Below are 17,064 nucleotides of genomic sequence, written 5' to 3' on the forward strand. Positions count from 1 at the left end.
GTGATAAGGAGATAGAGATGACAAATCTAGCGGATGTAGAACCAATTAGTCATCATCAAAAAAATGCGGAAATTATTGCAAGACTCGAACGGCTTCCTGTGACCGGACGTTTGCAATTTATGCGAATTACCATTGGTATAGCGACCTTTTTTGACGCTTATACTGTTCTTGCGATTGCCTTTGCTTTACCCCAACTCATTACCGAATGGCATCTTACCCCTGCCTATGTCGGTGCGATCATTGCCGCGGGCTATGTCGGGCAACTGGTTGGTGCCATCTTTTTTGGTTCACTTGCCGAAAAAGTCGGTCGCTTAAAAGTCCTGTCTTTTACCATTTTACTGTTTGTGGCAATGGACATTTCTTGTCTGTTTGCGTGGAGCGGAATGTCGCTGTTAATTTTCCGTTTCTTACAAGGCATTGGAACAGGTGGCGAAGTACCTGTTGCGAGTGCCTATATTAACGAGTTTATTGGTGCAGAAAAGCGCGGTAAGTTTTTCTTGCTCTATGAAGTTTTATTCCCACTCGGCCTTATGTTTGCGGGTATGGCGGCGTTTTTCCTGATGCCAATTTACGGCTGGAAAGTCATGTTTATTGTGGGTCTAGTTCCCTCTTTACTGGTGATTCCTTTACGGTTTTTCTTACCTGAATCACCACGCTGGCTTGCTTCAAAAGGCCGTTTTAAAGAAGCTGATAAAGTTGTCAAAAGCTTTGAAGACGGTGCCATTAAAAGTGGTAAAACTTTGCCTGAACCTGTGGTTAAAGACATTAACCCGCAAGCCATGGCAAAAACCGACTGGCGTGAGCTGTTTCAAGGGATCTACCGCAAACGTACCTTTACCCTGTGGGGCATGTGGTTCTGCGTCTATATGATTAACAATGCCATGGTGACTTGGCTGCCATCTCTCTACAAACAACATTTTGGTCTATCGCTTCAAACCAGTTTGGGTTATGGCTGGATTACGTCGGGTGTGGGTGTGATTGCCTCTATTATCTGTGCGTTAATGATTGATAAAGTCGGCCGCCGTCCTTGGTACAGTGCAGCGTTTTTCTTGGCAATCATTCCACTCATGAGCCTCTCGATTTTAGGTGCTAAATCGGCGATGGAAGTTGTGATTTTAGCAACGCTGAGCTATGCCATTTTGCAGACCATTTCATTCTCTTTATACCTTTACGCTGCCGAACTTTACCCAACTCGCCTACGTGCGATGGGCATCGGGTTTAGTACCGCTTGGTTACGTGCTGGCTCTGCAATTGGACCTGTGATGGTCGGTCTGGTCGTTGGTGGCTACGGCATTCAATATGTGTTTAGTGTGCTGGCGGTTGTGGCGCTCATTGGTGGCCTTGTGACCTTCTTCTTTGCCATTGAAACCAAAGGCCAAGTACTCGAAAAACTCTCTCCTTAATTCATCCATTTCATAAAAAGCTTGCCTAACCTCACCGTTAGGCAAAGGGCTTATTCATGCTTAAAAAAGGAATTTAAAATGAATAAATATTTGCTATGGGGCTGTATTGGTTTAGGCAGTGTGAGCAATGCGTATGCAGAGCTTCCTCAAGAATTTGGCAAGTTAGAATTAAAACTCAACACCCGTTACTGGAATGATGAAGGCACCGCCCACCCCACGCTTGCCAACCCTTCGCCTTCGTCGAGTGAATATGAACAAAGTGCGTTAGGGCTTGAGTTAAATTATCAGTCACCGTACATGTGGGACTGGCTGGGAGTAGATGGCTCACTCTATGCAGTCACCAAGTTATTTGACTCTGGCAAACCTAGCGCCCAGCTTTTAGAGGTCGAAAATAACGGCAAGCTCGATCAGAACTTTGCGACTTTAGGGCAGCTCTATATCAAAGCAAAACTCGGCGATAAAGGCGAAATTAAATTAGGCCGTCAGTTGCAAGACTCACTGTTACTTAAAAGCACCAATAACCGAGCTGTGCCCGACACTTTTTCGGGTGCGAGTGGTCAGTTTCAACTCAATGATCAGCTACAGACTTACATAGCCTACTATGACCGCTGGAAACCTCGCAGCATGGATTCTTTTGAAAAATTGGTCACTGAAAATGACGAACGCATTGATTATGTCGGTTTACTCGGTGCCAAGTATCAGTACAAAAACTGGAGCTTGAATGCCGAATATTTAAATAGCAAAGATTATTTAAAAAAGTACGGAGCGATTGCTCAATATAAATTGCCCTTTCATGGCTTAGTGTGGACATTTAACACAGGTGCTTTTTTCTCGCGTGATGATGGCAAGCTGTTTAAATGCGGTGCCGAAACCGAGCTGGACTGTGTCAAAGGCCAAGACATTAACAACCGTGGGAATGGTTATTTTGTCGATGTAAATGTGGCCAAAAATAATATCGAAGGTGGCATTGCCGTTTCAAAGTTTGATGGTTTTTGGATTGAAGATAACTTTGCCGTGCACTCTGCCCGCAACTCGGTTTTAACGCAAGACCACGGCACCAACCCATTTCCAACCTCGTCGACTATTGGCCCTGACTTTACCAATAACGATGAAACTGCCGTTGCCCTTCGCCTGAAATATAACTGGAAAGACTACGTGAAAGGTTTAAAAACCGATGCGAAGTATATTTATGGCTTTGGCGCTCACCAAAGTAACATCAGCAGTGATATTGAAGGTAAAGAGCGTTATTTTGACTTTACGGTGAGTTATGCGTTGCCGTGGGTGAAAAACTTAGATGTGCGTTATTCATTTTTGCATTATGAGTCAAAATTTGAAAATGCAAACTTAGGTGAAAAAATAAATGGTCTAACACGTAAAGATTGGGACCAGCATCGTTTATTTATTAATTACCGCTATACATTTTAAGAGCAGGCTAAACGTTTAGTTTAGCTTTATTATTTTTATTAATTTATGACTATAAATAGATTAACTCTTGAGTTTAATTAAAATATAAATTTATATTTAAAATTTTTATAATATTTTATTTAAATTGAATTGACCTGTTAAAAACTTATGATTATTATGGTCTCGCTGGCCTACATTGCCAGTCGGTTTTGACAGACCGAGTATACAGCGTATCAGGTAAATACTCCCTGAGTATAAGACTTGTGCGCAACTTGCACCTCCCCCTTACCGTTGCGGTAGGACGGGAGGGGGACGCGCTTGCGCGTGCTGGTTTGTATACCCAGTCTGTCAACCCTCTTCCGTTCTACCACCATAATCAATTGACGGTGATCTTTGGTGGTAGAGCTCCATAAATTCTAGGAGTTGACCATGCCATTTTTTATATTAATCCCCTATCCTCTCTCGTAATTTTATTTATTTAAAATTTAGGCTTTCTCTCACCTAAAATATTTTAAATTTATAAATACTTTTAATTTAAAAAACTTAATCATTTTATTTTCCTATATTTCAGGCGGGTTAATTATTGCCTTTAAAATGATTTTAAGACTTTAAATATAAGCGGCTTATTTTTTATAAATAATGTAGTGAAAATTATCACGAGAATAATATGAAACTTTATAAACCTATTTTGGCTTTAAGCCTTTTAATAGGCGATTACGGTGTTTCTGGTTGCGACATTCACACTCAGCAGGATTTTGAAGAAATTTGCCTGTCTGGTGGGCACACCCAAGCCAGTTGCGACTGTATTTACCAACGGCTTGAACAAGTGTATTCGCATAAGCTCATGCAACGTCTAGAACATGTCAGTTTGCAAAGTCCTGCTCTCCCACAGGACTTTGCCCCTACTTTTTTTAGCGTGATGCGGCGGTGCGATAAAGAAGACATGGGCTAAGCGTTTGGCTTAGCTCCCTTATCTCTGTGTCGCAATGGTGGATGACTTTAAATCAGCGCAAAAAATTAAAGTTCTGTTGTGACACGGGGGCCTTGGGGGAATCAAATATTTAGAGAGTTTCTTTTATTTAACGAATTATATTTAGTAGAAGGTGAAGCGATTGAAAGATCAATTCTTCAAGAGCCCATATCTAAATAAAAAAGAGCTCAGCAGACCTCTTACTTACTTTATTATGATAAGCAATATATCATTAGAACAAGTACTTACTAACTTCACCTATAAAGTTCTGTTATTAAGAAAAATACATCAGGAATTATCTATGAAAATTATTAGCCTCACAAAATTCATTCTTATTAGCATACTCATGTCAGTTGGTTCTAATCTTTATGCGAGCCCTATTCCCAGCTATAAAGGAATACCTAAAAAAGATGTGAACTTTGCTAAATTCCTTAAAAAAAATCACAACAAAATTGTTCAATTAGAATTAGTTATACAAGACCCAAATGATTTCGATTTTATTACTTATGGTTATCGCTCAGTAAGCCCAACATTTGATATAGCTCCTATTGGTAAAGTGAAATATGACGCTTACATAGAGTGCGACAAGATTAATAACCCAAATGCAGAGACGACTATTGATAAATGTGCCCCATACGTACAATGGAATACAGAAACTGGTCATTTGACAGGTAAATTTAAAGTCATCAGTAAAGGAAAAAATGGAATGGGCAGCATGCTTTACTATCTAGTTGCTACTAAGTAAAAACCTTTTTAAGATTGTTATTAACTTTTTAATTACTATTGTTCTTCAAAAGTTTAAGAATAAAAAACCACTTATCATAAGTGGTTTTTTTATATAAAGAATTCTGGTGGAATGGCAATTTCTTAAAGATAAAATAAAACTAGCTGTAATGGCATTCTACTCTAAGTCGCTATAAAAAATTAAAGTTCTGTTGTGGAACAAGGGCCTTGGGGAAGATAATTCTTACCTGAACAATAAAAGCCAAAAACAAGTGAACATAAATTCGTTAGCTACTACTTTTTTCTCTTATTGAAGTAATTTGCTTAAACACTTCCTCTTCAAATAAAGCATGGTATTTAGCTTTTTTACTTTCATTATGAAAATTAAGTTTGGTATAAATAACCTTTGAAATAACTAAACCTAAAATTAGGAAAACTATAAAAGAGACTAGTAAACCTACAAAGTTTTTAAGTAGAAAAGCGACGATAAAAGAAACTAAAAAAGATATAAATAAGCTCTGCCATAGTAAAGATTGCTTACTCGCATGCTTAAATTGAGCAAGCTTTTCAGTAGCTATTTGATTTGCCTGTTCATAAGACTCTTGATCGTTGGCAAATTTAAAATCTCTTAACTTTTCTTTATCTCTTTGTTGTAAAGATAATTTTCTTAGCTCTTGTAATTCACTCTCATCAATATCCTGAACACCAACATAAGAAAATAGTAACTCCATAACCTCTGGATTATCCGTATTAATTATTAAAGTATTTCCATCCAAAAATTTAACTTTTAGCTGTAATAAATGCTTATCTATTTCTTCTGTAGTTTGACTTAATTGCACAGTTTTAGTTTTTTTAGCTGCTGTCACACCTCCTATGATTTCTCCAGTTGTGCCCTTCAATGCTCCTCCCAGCAAAGTTCGGGTTATTAAATCTGAAGTGGAGGTCGTTGTTTCTGAAAATTCATAACCTTTTGTTGTCGCCTTTTTTGTAGTTAAGTCTCTTATGACTTCGACTTCTTCTATTTTGTCACATCGAGCAATAGGCTTGGGAAATCCATGTTCGTCATGAATATAGTAAATACAGAAAGGTCCCTTATCTAAAAACATTTTGTCTATTTTTGCTTTCTTCTTAACCCCAGCATTTATAATTTCAACTATAAACACAACTCACACCCTTTTTATAAAATTTAATAACCGCTTAATTTAAAAAGTAAAAACTAAGCTATTCATATTGCTAGAACACCCAATAAATATATCAGTTCAAATTTTCAAAGTCTGGCATTTTCAGAAAGTTCATTAGAGAAATATTAGAAATTCAAGGTTCTGTTTTAGCACAGGGGCCTTGGGGAAAGCTAACTGATAATGACTTAGATATATTACTTATCGACCTTCAAAGTTCGCTCTACAGTAATATATTCATTAGGAACTACTAACTGCTTTTCCATATCCTTTACCTTATAAGAAACTAAAGTGCTTTTACCAATGCCTTGAAATAACACTTTAACATCTTTAAAAATAAAGGTTTTATACTGACTCAGTTCCTTAGTTGTTGTTTTTGGCAATTCAATTAAATTTGCATAAGGTTCTTTAATATATAAGGTTGCCTTTTCTATTCTTACCCCAGTATTTTGCATTGTAGTATTAAGAAATACTTTACCAACATCGCCAATGAGAATTAGGGGTACAAGCGGAGTCAAGCTAATAAAAAAAGCTATTTCTAAGCTATCTTTAACATGTGTTTCTAATCTCTTTAATTTTTTTCTTGCGAATGCTTTAAGATTTTCACTAGCATCAGGATCATCAACAATATCTGCTAAATTTTCAAATTTTATATTAAATTCTTTAATCTTCTGCCGATTCATATAAAAAGGATAATATGCAAAGGCAATAAAAAATACGGTAATGCCTATGTATAGATTGATTTTCCAGTGCAATAAAAATATACCGTGAACAACGTATAAAAGATAAAGAGAGCCAAATAACGTAATAATATTAATCTTTGGAAAAGGAAGTTTTTTCCCAATTCTAATATGTGGTGGTAAATACTTATCAACCCAGCTTAAGACAAGATATGTTACTGGGGCTAAGGATGCGCCAAAGAGAAAAAGCATAAACCCTAATACAGCGTAAGCAATAGAGAATGCGGCAAAAATCAGTAAAAAAATAAGTGTATCGCCAAAGCTAATTTCCGACGGGATATAGTCAATTGTTAAAAGATACACAAGTAAGCACAACACACCTATTGCAACTATCGCTTTAGTCATTGTCAGCGCAACTTCATGCCATTGCCCCAGATTATTTAAATATCTCGTTATCAAGTCGTTCATTTGATCTAACCAAATCTTATAAATTATAAAAAAAATGAATGATTACCCTTTCTTAAACCGCTCCCCAGCGGAGTAATCATCGTTTGAAATTTCCCCAAATTTCAGAGTATGTCCGTGCATACTGTTTAGCGATGTCGATCTATAGCTCACATACAAGTTGAAGCTCTAGCATAACTCACTATTTAGAAATAACATCAATTTACTAATACTTGCTAAAATTTCTAACAATAATTTTTTAAAAATTAATATTTATGATACATATATGAAATATCTAAGCTAGAAAAATATATAAAATCATGAGTTTAAAAAGTGAAATCCAAGCACATCTTGATCATCACAGTCCTTTTGAGACAATAGATGAATTTATAAAAAGAAATTATAAGAATGAGGATATTGTTGAAATTTTCACTCAACTGCATAATGAAAATGACTTAGATCTAATACAAGTATATTCTGAATTAAAAAACAATAAAACCGTAAATTTTTTTATAATAAGACACTTACTAACAGATGCTTTACCAAATCTTAAAATTAAAAATTATTCAAATTTACTAAAAACTTTGGAAATAATTATTATTGAAGCTGGTGATGATCTAATGTCTCATTCACCGCTCGATTCATTCGAAGCTTTATTAGATACAAATTTAAATTTTGCATGTGATATTCTTGAACATTTAAAATCAAATGAATATAAAGTAAATTTTACTGCAAAAACTCTAATTTCTATTGCCAAACAGAACTTAGCTTTATGTCTTGATAAAGCAGAGGAGCTAATATTATTAAAAAAAGATAATCTTTCTGCTGAAGTAGTTTTAGGATTAGGTCAAATAAAGTATACGTTAGATGAGATACTCCTAGAACAAAGTATTGATATCATTTGTTCAGTTTCTTATAAAGCTTCTGATGAAAAATTACTTTCAGCATCTTTACACTCACTCATTCAGATTTCACAAAATAAAATAAATTCATATATTAAGATAGAGAGCCATATTAAAAATATTATTAGTTACACAAATCATAGTACAATGATAATACATGTATGTATGGTTCAACTTTTTCATCATTTTGAAAAACTTCCTTCAGGTATTAAAACAGTATTATTAGAAACTATTCCATTCATAAAAATAGAATCAAACAACACCATCCATTATTTAGATATGCTGCTATCAAGAATTTTCAAACAAAAAAGCATCCAAATTTTAAAATTATTAGAGAATTTTTTTTACAATACTAATTATGATATAAATCTTGATAAGTTTAATAATTTCTCATCTTATCTATTAAAAAATGAAAATTTAAATCAGCTTTCATCAATTTGTACAAGATGGTTTCTTTCAAGGAAAATATCTTTAAACTATTATGCTTCTGAATTATTAAGCAACCATGAAGTTGAGCTTCAATTCGATTTAACACAACTGATTAATCAATTTTCTAAAGATCATTTATTCCTTGCAAAAAAAGCTTGTGGTTGGTGTTTTATGAACCCCTACACTGCTATTTCATTAATTTTTTCCGTTTTCAAAGAGTGTGCAGCTGATCAAAATAAAGCTATTTGTGAAGTGATATTCAATCCTCTTATGATTAGTTATCCTCGAAAAGTTGGTGAATATTTGCAAAAAAATAAGGATAAAGTTAATAAGGAAAAACAAAAATATATAGACAACTTAATTGAAGATTTAGAAAAATATCATCAAGCATTAAAACTATCTAAGGATTTGAAAGAAATTACGATAAATCCATCACAACACTTTGAATACCGTAGATATCATCAACAAAAGATGAATCACATATATCAGAAATCAAGGAAAGAATCTTTTTTTGCAAGCTTATTTACTGAAAACACTCTTTTATATGGTAAAAGTACAGCTTTTATTATTCAGACTGCGGAAGGTTCTGTTAGGCAAACCATGCCATTACAATCAATTAGCCATACAATTGATTTTCCATCAATGGAGATTTTGGACTCAACCTCGTTACATCAGTCTTTATTAAGCTTTAAAGTCGAAGGTACTGACAAATGAAATTAATTATTAAAGATTACCTTGCGAGTTTAAAAGAAAGAAATGAGTTAGATGCTTTAATACCAACTCTGCTCTCTCAAATGGGGCTAACAATTCTTTCCTCTCCAAGTATTGGTAATCGTCAATATGGAGTAGATATTTCTGCTTTTGGTTCATTAAACGGAGAACCTGAAAAAGTTTATCTGTTTACAATTAAAGCTGGAAATTTAGGTCGCCAAGACTGGGATAATGGCAGCTTCCAGGATGTGAGGCCTTCTCTTAATGAAATATTAGATACATATATTCCAACTCATATTCCTGCTGAATTATCTGAATTTCCAATAGAAATTTGTGTAACATTTGGAGGGGATTTAAAACAGGAAATAGAACTTACTTTAAGTCAGTTTGAAAAACAAAAAGAAACAAAGAATATTAAATTCTCAAGATGGAGCGGTGATCGTATTGCAGGATATTTGGAATCTTACTTATTTAATGAGCAACTATTTTTAACAGATGAATTAAAGTCATTATTACGTAAATCACTAGCAATGGTTGATCAACCAGAAGTTTCTTTTAAAAATTTTTCTGTATTAATCAAAAAACTCTTTGAAAATCTTGAAGATAAAAATATAAAAAATCAACTAACGATAATTCGCCAAAGTTATTTAGCATTGGGAATTCTTAACTCCTGGTGTAATTCTGAAAATAATATAGAAAGTGCATACTTATCTGCTGAAAGATTAATTTTATATAGCTGGGAAATTATCAAATTAAGTATTTCAAAAAGGTCTAATGATGCAAATAAAATTAAAGAGATATTTAAATCATTAACTTTACTTTATCTTTCGATTTCAGAAACATATTATAAAAAACTAGTTCCACACCTGAGTTCACTACATGCAATTTCAAATGCAATACGTGGAAATTGTGATGTAGATATAAATATAAAGTTATTCGATGTGATAGGCCGAATTGCACTTTTTGGAATTTGGTTAAATTGGTGTTTTAATAGAATGAAAGATCATTCACCAACAGAAGAACTATTAAATAATGCTTTAGAAACTTATAATGAAATATGTGTATCAATAAAGAAATTAATAATGAATAATCCCTTGCTTTTTCATCCTTTTAAAGATGATCAAGCAATTGATATAAGTTTAACTGCCTATTATCTACTACAAAGAGATAATAATGATAATGATTTATTAGGATGGTTATCAGGAATTACTCACATTATTAATGCTGCATTTGTTTATAATAGGAGATATCCATCAACTATTAATGACTATATGGAACTAGTTCATCATCCAATTGATGATAGTGATAGTTATCGAGAAAGTGTTACCAAGGGTTCCATTCTTTATCCTCTATTAGCCTTTTTTTCATATATTTTAAAAGATGAGGAAATGTATACAACAATTAGAGAAATAATAGAAAAATATACTCCCAAATGCACTTCACAGATTTGGCATCCTGATGCAGATTCAGAAACTCATTTTTATAAAAATTCTGCATTGCATGGTTTATGTCTGACTGGAATAACTTATGAAAATTTTGATTCTACTTTTAATCAAATTAAAGTTAATTGCAAACTTGATAAAGATATAGCTGAATTATCAGCTATAAAATATGACCACTTCCCTATCATCTTAACAGCATGCAGACATTATAGGCTTCCCTTTCCTTATCACTTCTTTTTTCAAACGCTAAATATAGATATTTTTACTGAACTAAAGGAAAACGGATAAAAACTATAAAAAATACTAAACTTATATTTCGAAATAAAATTCTCTTATAGGTATCTAAAATCTAATTTTGTACTGCAAGAGCTTCAATTTTCTGTAAAAATATATGCTTAAATAATATGATATCAAATTATATATAGACATAAAAAAGCCCCAAATAATTAATATTTGGGGCTTTTTACGAATTTTGGTGGAGATGGCGGGAGTTGAACCCGCGTCCGCCAGCATTACGCTCGAGAATACTACATGCTTAGATATCGTCTATTGTTTTAACACCTTGTGACCCGACGAACAGGGTACAAGTTGCGATCCTCTAAGTTTGGTATAAAGCCCCGAGGCTTGACTCTATACGGACTTGTGTGCGTGCGCTACGGTCGGGTTCCTAAACCACAAGTATTCTAGGAAGCGGACAAACTGCCCTTAGGCAGCTAGAGCGTAAGTTTCGTCGTTTGCGACTAAAATATGCAAATTTGATTTACGAGAGAAAATGCGCTCTCGGCATGCATCTATGAGTTTCATCACCAGCGTCGAAGCCAATAACATCCCCATGAATGTCTGAACATCATAGCATAACTAAAATAAAATACTGTGCATTTTATCAACAGTCTGCTACTGATGAACATATTTACATAATTGAGTGTCTTTTGTTTTTTTCAAGGGTCACATAAAAAAGCTGCCAAACATGACAGCTTTTTTTTAAGTTGGGTCTATAAAGCACCATTGCCTAACACAATACCTTCACGGCGTGGGTCTACCCCACCAGCGTATTTGCTTTGATTATTAATGTTTACTTTCATAATCGTTGAAATACCGCTGGTTTGTGCAGTGTTGGCAACGCCATGCCCTTTTGCTTTTAAGCCTTCAATCAAGTCAAGCAAAGAAAGCTGCACATTCGAGCTATCTACATTGGTGTTTTTGCTATTGGTCGCACCAAAGTTGACAAGCGAGGTGGCTTGCTGTGCGTTTAAGTTCCAGTCCAGCGCACCCACCAAAGTTTTAACTACATATTGAATGATGGTACCGCCCCCTGGTGAACCCGTTGCCATATAAAACTCATTTGGCGTAGTGCCTTTAAACACTAAAGTCGGCGCCATGGTACTCCGAGGGCGTTTGCCTCCTTCCACACGGTTAGCAACCAGTGCCCCAGTGCTATCAAGCGGGTTGGCGCTAAAGTCAGTTAACTGGTTCGACAGCAAGAAACCATCCACCATGTGGAATGAACCCATGCTCGATTCAACAGTCGATGTCATTGAAACCACATTGCCATAGGCATCTACAATCGTGAACTGAGTTGTACCGTGTTCAACAGTGGTGTCCACACCTGAAGCTGGATTGAAATTACCCGCTGGTGCAACGCCCATACTTTGGTTCGGGTTAATCAGTGCTGCCCGTTGTTTTAAATAATTTTTATCAATAAAGCTTGCAATGCCCTGTGCTGGTAAAGCAACAAAGTCAGTATCTGCCACATATTTATCACGGTCGGCGTAGGCCAAACGCTCTGCTTCAGACACTAAATGCACACCCATTACATCAGGTACACCGCCTTCATTTTCAGGGTTTTTAGGTGGATAGAGCGACATATCAAAGTTTTCTAAAATACCCAGCGTTTGCGCAACTGCAATCCCTCCCGAAGATGGAGGTGGCATGGTACATACATAGTAACGATCACGGTACGTTGTACAAATCGGCTCGCGTTTTTTAACCTGATAGTTCGATAAATCCTGCAAGGTCATCAAACTTGGGGTAATTGGAGTTCGTGCTGGGTCATCACCTAGTGTTTGGCTTGCTTTTGCCACAATCGCTTGGGCAATTGGACCAGTGTGCAACGCATTTGCGCCTTGCGTGGCAAGTGCTTCTAGGGTTTTTGCATAGGCTTTATTGGTCATGGTCTCACCGACTTTACGAGGTGAACCATCCGAATGAAAATAGGTTGCCATTGCATTTGCATCAAGCGCTAAGCTGTTTGCATTGCTTGCAATTGCATCTGCCAAACGCCCCGGAATACGGAAACCGTTGTCAGCCAAACCAATCGCTTCACCAAAAAGCTGGTTCCACTTAAGCTTGCCATGTTCCTGTTGTGCTTGTTCAAGCAAACGCATCACACCCGGCACACCAATTGAACGACCACTACGGCGCGCACTTGGTACAGGTGCAGGTGAATTTGGGTCATATATATCTTGGCGAATTAAATAATATTCATTGGCTGCGGCTGGTGCGGTTTCACGTCCATCATAAGCCGTGACTTTTTTGGTTTTGGCGTCGTAATACATCATAAAACCACTACCCGCAATGGTGCTTGATTGTGGCTCGACCAAACCGAGCACCGCTTGTACCGCAACGGCTGCATCGACTGCACTACCACCTGCTCTTAAAACATCACAACCTGCTTTTACCGCAAGTGGCGTGTTTGCCACTACCATATATTTATCTGCGTATTTAACCGTGTTACCGAGTCTATAACCCGATGCCCCTTCTGGCGCCGCTGGGTCACCATTTTGGTTTGAACCAACCACCACGCTTGAACCGTCTTGTGCCAGTTTGCTACAACTGGTCGGGTCATTATCAACTATTAAATTGGGCGGGGTTGTATTTGAATCATCCTTGGGCTGATCTGACGAGGAGTCATCTCCACATCCTTGTAATAAACCGACTGCTAATAAACTACTGAACAAAAATGTATATCTTTTATTCACGTGATAACTCCAATATATACGCCTGCCTATCCATGCAATTGCCATGCAAGCTTCTTTGTTTTCAGGTATTAAGTTTTTTAATCTTTGATAAAAATAAGGTTTTATAATATTGAATGTTTAAGGGCGTTTTATCCTGTGCCCTGTCTTATGCCTCCTTGCTTGATATCACACTCTTTTATAACTGATTTGCCCGATTCTGGCATGCTTTATTTCGCTAAATACAGGCAAAATCTGCCATTTATAGACTCGCTCTATTTTTTAATAGATCTAAAAAAAGCACCTCCGAAGAGATGCTTTTGATGTTTAGTGAGAAGGCATTCCGCCAACGTCCCCTTTGGGTTTTGGACACAGCCAAATGACCAGCCCCGCAAAGACAAATACCATCGCAAATAGTAAAAACACATGGTTTGCTGACATGGTAATGGCTTCTTTATCGACGAGGTTTGAAATGATTCCTAAGGTCGAGTCAGCCGAAAAACCATTTTGCAAAAGGTTATTTTGAACTTCGGCAGTATTTAGGTTTGACACCATTTCACTACGTGCAACTTTGGCATGGTCATCCCAAACGGTGACTGCAATTGAAGCACCAATCGCCCCTGCCATGGTTCTTAAAAAGTTCATTAGGCCCGCAGCAGATGCAATTTCTTGCTGCAACACTGAACCGAGTGCAATGTTCGACAGTGGAATAAAGAAGAACGGTACGGCAAAACCTTGCAGGATTTGTGGCCAAGCCAGTGCCATAAAGTCGGCATCTGTAGTCCAGAACGCCCGCATTAAGGTCACCGCACCCAGCAAAATCAGGCCAAAACTCGCAAGCGCACGTGGGTCATGTTTGGTCGAAAGCTTTGCCACAATTGGTGACATGGTCAAACTACCAAAGCCCATGGTTGCGGTTAAATAGCCGGCCCACGTGGCGGTGTAGGAAAGGTTCATTTGCAGCCACTGTGGTATCAGTACAATACTGCCAAAGAATGCTCCAAAGCCAAGCGATAAGGCCAGTACCGAAATTGCAAAGCCCCTATGCCTAAAGACTTTGACATCCACGACGGGGTGCTTGTCGGTCAACTCCCATATGAGGAACACCACAAAGCCAATCGCGGCAGTTAAAGCGAGTACCACAATGCTCGTACTGTTAAACCAGTCGCGTTCATGCCCTAAGTCGAGCATGAGCTGTAGCGCACCAATCCAGAGTATTAACAGACCTAAACCTACTGTGTCGATTCTTAAAGAAATCGTTTCTGTTTCGGCTGGTTTGAGCAAACGGATTGCCGCTAAAACACAAATAATGCCAACTGGAATGTTAATAAAGAAAATCCAGTGCCAAGACAGGTTGTCACTAATCAGACCACCTAAAATTGGTCCTAAAATTGGCCCAACGACGGTAGTCATCGCCCAGAGGCCCATCGCCTGTGCATGCTTTTCTTTAGGGAAAATACGCATAAGCAAGGTTTGGCTGAGTGGCATAAGTGGGCCACCGCATAGACCTTGTCCAATACGGAAAAACACCAGCATGCCTAAGGAATTTGCTAGGCCGCACAAGAAAGAAAAAATGGTAAAACCAATCAGGCCAAAAATAAAAACCCGAACAGTTCCAAAGCGGCCCGCAAGCCAACCCGTTAAGGGTACACAAATCGCTTCTGCAACTGCATACGATGTAACGACCCACGTCCCTTGTGTACTTGAAACAGCAAGGTTACCGGTAATGTGTGGTACAGATACGTTGGCAATGGTCGTATCGAGTACGACCATAAAGTTCGACAAGGCAATAACAAACGCTGCCAGTAATAAACGGCCACCGCTCAGCTCGGCAAAAGGTGTTTGCGTTTTCATAAGCGTTTACTTCGCAGATAAGTCGACTTTTGCTTCCATCGACAAGCCAACACGCAGTGGGTGTTCAGCAAGTTCTTTCGGGTCAAGTGCAATACGAACTGGTAAGCGTTGAACCACTTTAATCCAGTTACCTGTTGCATTTTGAGCCGGAATTAAGGCAAAGGCAGAGCCTGTACCACCAGAGAAGCCCATCACTTTGCCGTGATATTCAACATCATCACCATATAAATCTGAAGTAAGTGTGACGATTTGACCCGGACGGACTTTTTTCAACTGACTTTCTTTAAAGTTCGCATCTACATATAAATCGTTGAGCGGCACAATCATCATCATGCTTGTACCAGGTGCAACGCGTTGGCCCACTTGAATATTACGACGTGTGACCACACCATCAACTGGCGCACGAATCACTGTACGTTCTAAATCAAGCTGAGCTTGTTCAACATGTGCCTGTGCAACTTGTACATCAGGTGTTGAAACTTCATTTACACCCTGAATTAAAGCCTCGTTCGCAGCTAAAGTACTTTCAGCAGCTTTACGGCTTGAAGATGCTTGCGCTAAACCTGCTTTAGCAAGCTCTAGCCCTGCTTTAGCGGTTTCTACAGCACTTTGTGCTTTAGTGAGTTCTTCTTTAGACACTGCACCAGAAGCGGCAAGTTGCGCACGGCGATTCAGCTCTAAAGCAGCTCTGTCGTAGTCAGCCTGTGCTTGAGCAACTTGTGCTTTGGCACTGGTAATTTCGTCGGCACGAACCACAACTTGAGAGTTTAAAGAACTACTGTTTGCTGCAGTTTGTTTGTATTGACGTTTTGCTTTGGCAAGCTCTGCCTCAGCTTGTGCTAATGCAATTTTGGCATCACGATCATCAATACGAACCAGCACGTCACCACGATGTACTGTTTGGGTATCTTTTACCACAACCTGAGCGACCTGCCCGCTTACCATTGAGGTGATTTGCGCGGTTTCTGCACCGACATAAGCATTATCCGTACTCACGGAATGATTTAAAAATAATGCCCAGATTGCATATAAAATAGCGGCGATCAATAAAATCAGCGCAAAAAAACCAAGAATTTTTTTGCGCTTGTTTTGATTGTTATCATCCGAGGCAGATGTTGTTGGCACTGTTTCTTGTACATTGCTTTGTGCATCAGTCATGGTATGTTCCTAAAGATGGGTTGGCTTTGCCATCAATCTCGCACTACACCTTGTTATAGAGTTTTTATTTTTCTATAAACAAGACATACCGCATTGTCAAAGGAGCTAATTTTAACGCTAAAACCTCATGATATGAGAATAAAAAATGATAACTAATGCGTTCGTTCTAATTAAATTAATGTTTATCTCAAAGTTTTTGTGAAAATTTCTGCTTTTCAAATACTAAAAAAAGCGCACTTGGCGCTTTTTAACGACTTAAATCGGTAACTTAATAGGCGTATGAAGCAATACCCGCAGCAATTGCTTTACCTTCATCATTGACCATGGTCATGCGCATGGTGCAACCCTTACGACCTAAACGCAGAACTTCGGCACGTGCAATAAAGTATTTACCACGCCCCGGCGCCAAATAATCTACACGCATGTCGACAGTTGCCAAACGCGACACTTGCTTAATGGTCTCGGTTAAAGTTTCCGGCGTTGAACGGCGATATAGGTGTTCCATTGCCACAATACCGCCAATGCTATCGAGCAAGGTTGCAGCAACGCCACCATGCAAAATCTGAAATGCCAGATTGCCAATCAGGTCGGGTTGCATCTCGATATAGCCTTCAATCTGCCCGTCCACCACACGCATAATCATTCCACTATGCTTAAAAAAAGGAGAGCTATTAAACGCCTTACATAATTGCTTAAGAACTACATTCAGGTCAGTTTTTGCACCTAAATGAATGCTCCCAGTCCAATTTTTCTTTTCATCACTCATACGTTGCCTAAATTTAAAAGCATGATAAACACCCATAATTTTGTAC

The 17,064-nt window shown here is 37.7% G+C and carries 12 protein-coding genes and 1 other RNA gene; 6 read left to right on the plus strand and 7 right to left on the minus strand.

What is annotated here, in order from left to right; all coding sequences use genetic code 11:
• Window positions 1-17: 17 nt before the first annotated feature.
• From BMW38_RS10340 to BMW38_RS10360, 4 genes are all read left to right on the plus strand, one after another.
• Window positions 18-1,403, plus strand: a complete 1,386-nt coding sequence (locus tag BMW38_RS10340) for an MFS transporter (protein ID WP_092707679.1) — start codon at window positions 18-20, stop codon at window positions 1,401-1,403.
• Between the two features lie 78 nt (window positions 1,404-1,481).
• Window positions 1,482-2,828 carry an OprD family outer membrane porin gene (locus BMW38_RS10345; RefSeq protein WP_092707682.1) on the plus strand — a complete coding sequence of 449 codons (1,347 nt, stop codon included), beginning with the start codon at window positions 1,482-1,484 and terminating at the stop codon, window positions 2,826-2,828.
• Window positions 2,829-3,474: 646 nt separating this feature from the next.
• The gene (locus BMW38_RS10355; RefSeq protein ID WP_004794079.1) at window positions 3,475-3,759 is read left to right on the plus strand and encodes a hypothetical protein; all 285 of its coding nucleotides are present in this window, start codon (window positions 3,475-3,477) and stop codon (window positions 3,757-3,759) included.
• 235 nt (window positions 3,760-3,994) lie between these two features.
• Complete coding sequence (locus BMW38_RS10360; RefSeq protein ID WP_092707767.1) at window positions 3,995-4,522, plus strand: hypothetical protein; 528 nt, start codon at window positions 3,995-3,997, stop codon at window positions 4,520-4,522.
• 265 nt (window positions 4,523-4,787) lie between these two features.
• On the opposite strand, the gene BMW38_RS10365 is transcribed toward BMW38_RS10360, so the two are convergent.
• Both BMW38_RS10365 and BMW38_RS10370 read right to left on the minus strand, forming a co-directional pair.
• Window positions 4,788-5,663, minus strand: coding sequence for a hypothetical protein (locus tag BMW38_RS10365; RefSeq protein WP_092707687.1), 876 nt, complete (start codon window positions 5,661-5,663; stop codon window positions 4,788-4,790).
• Window positions 5,664-5,875: 212 nt separating this feature from the next.
• The gene (locus BMW38_RS10370) at window positions 5,876-6,826 is read right to left on the minus strand and encodes a hypothetical protein (RefSeq protein WP_092707689.1); all 951 of its coding nucleotides are present in this window, start codon (window positions 6,824-6,826) and stop codon (window positions 5,876-5,878) included.
• 296 nt (window positions 6,827-7,122) lie between these two features.
• Between BMW38_RS10370 and BMW38_RS10375 the strand changes: the two genes are divergently transcribed.
• Both BMW38_RS10375 and BMW38_RS10380 read left to right on the plus strand, forming a co-directional pair.
• On the plus strand, window positions 7,123-8,847 hold the full coding sequence (locus BMW38_RS10375) for a hypothetical protein (RefSeq protein ID WP_092707691.1): 1,725 nt from the start codon (window positions 7,123-7,125) through the stop codon (window positions 8,845-8,847).
• Window positions 8,844-10,574 (plus strand): hypothetical protein, encoded by a 1,731-nt coding sequence (locus tag BMW38_RS10380; protein WP_092707693.1) that lies wholly within the window; start codon window positions 8,844-8,846, stop codon window positions 10,572-10,574. The genes BMW38_RS10375 and BMW38_RS10380 overlap by 4 nt, the downstream gene beginning before the upstream one ends.
• 185 nt (window positions 10,575-10,759) lie before the next feature.
• Here the strand turns inward: BMW38_RS10380 and ssrA are convergent.
• From ssrA to BMW38_RS10405, 5 genes are all read right to left on the minus strand, one after another.
• Window positions 10,760-11,118, minus strand: a transfer-messenger RNA (tmRNA) gene (ssrA, locus tag BMW38_RS10385).
• Between the two features lie 160 nt (window positions 11,119-11,278).
• Window positions 11,279-13,264 carry a gamma-glutamyltransferase gene (gene ggt / locus BMW38_RS10390; RefSeq protein ID WP_092707695.1) on the minus strand — a complete coding sequence of 662 codons (1,986 nt, stop codon included), beginning with the start codon at window positions 13,262-13,264 and terminating at the stop codon, window positions 11,279-11,281.
• Window positions 13,265-13,567: 303 nt separating this feature from the next.
• Complete coding sequence (locus tag BMW38_RS10395; protein ID WP_092707697.1) at window positions 13,568-15,094, minus strand: DHA2 family efflux MFS transporter permease subunit; 1,527 nt, start codon at window positions 15,092-15,094, stop codon at window positions 13,568-13,570.
• 6 nt (window positions 15,095-15,100) lie between these two features.
• Window positions 15,101-16,252: an EmrA/EmrK family multidrug efflux transporter periplasmic adaptor subunit gene (locus BMW38_RS10400; RefSeq protein WP_092707699.1), complete on the minus strand. Its 1,152-nt coding sequence runs from the start codon at window positions 16,250-16,252 to the stop codon at window positions 15,101-15,103.
• Between the two features lie 268 nt (window positions 16,253-16,520).
• Window positions 16,521-17,018: a thioesterase family protein gene (locus tag BMW38_RS10405; RefSeq protein ID WP_004641674.1), complete on the minus strand. Its 498-nt coding sequence runs from the start codon at window positions 17,016-17,018 to the stop codon at window positions 16,521-16,523.
• Window positions 17,019-17,064: the final 46 nt, after the last annotated feature.

Source organism: Acinetobacter sp. yr461 (assembly GCF_900110445.1).
Classification (GTDB): Bacteria; Pseudomonadota; Gammaproteobacteria; order Pseudomonadales; family Moraxellaceae; genus Acinetobacter; species Acinetobacter calcoaceticus.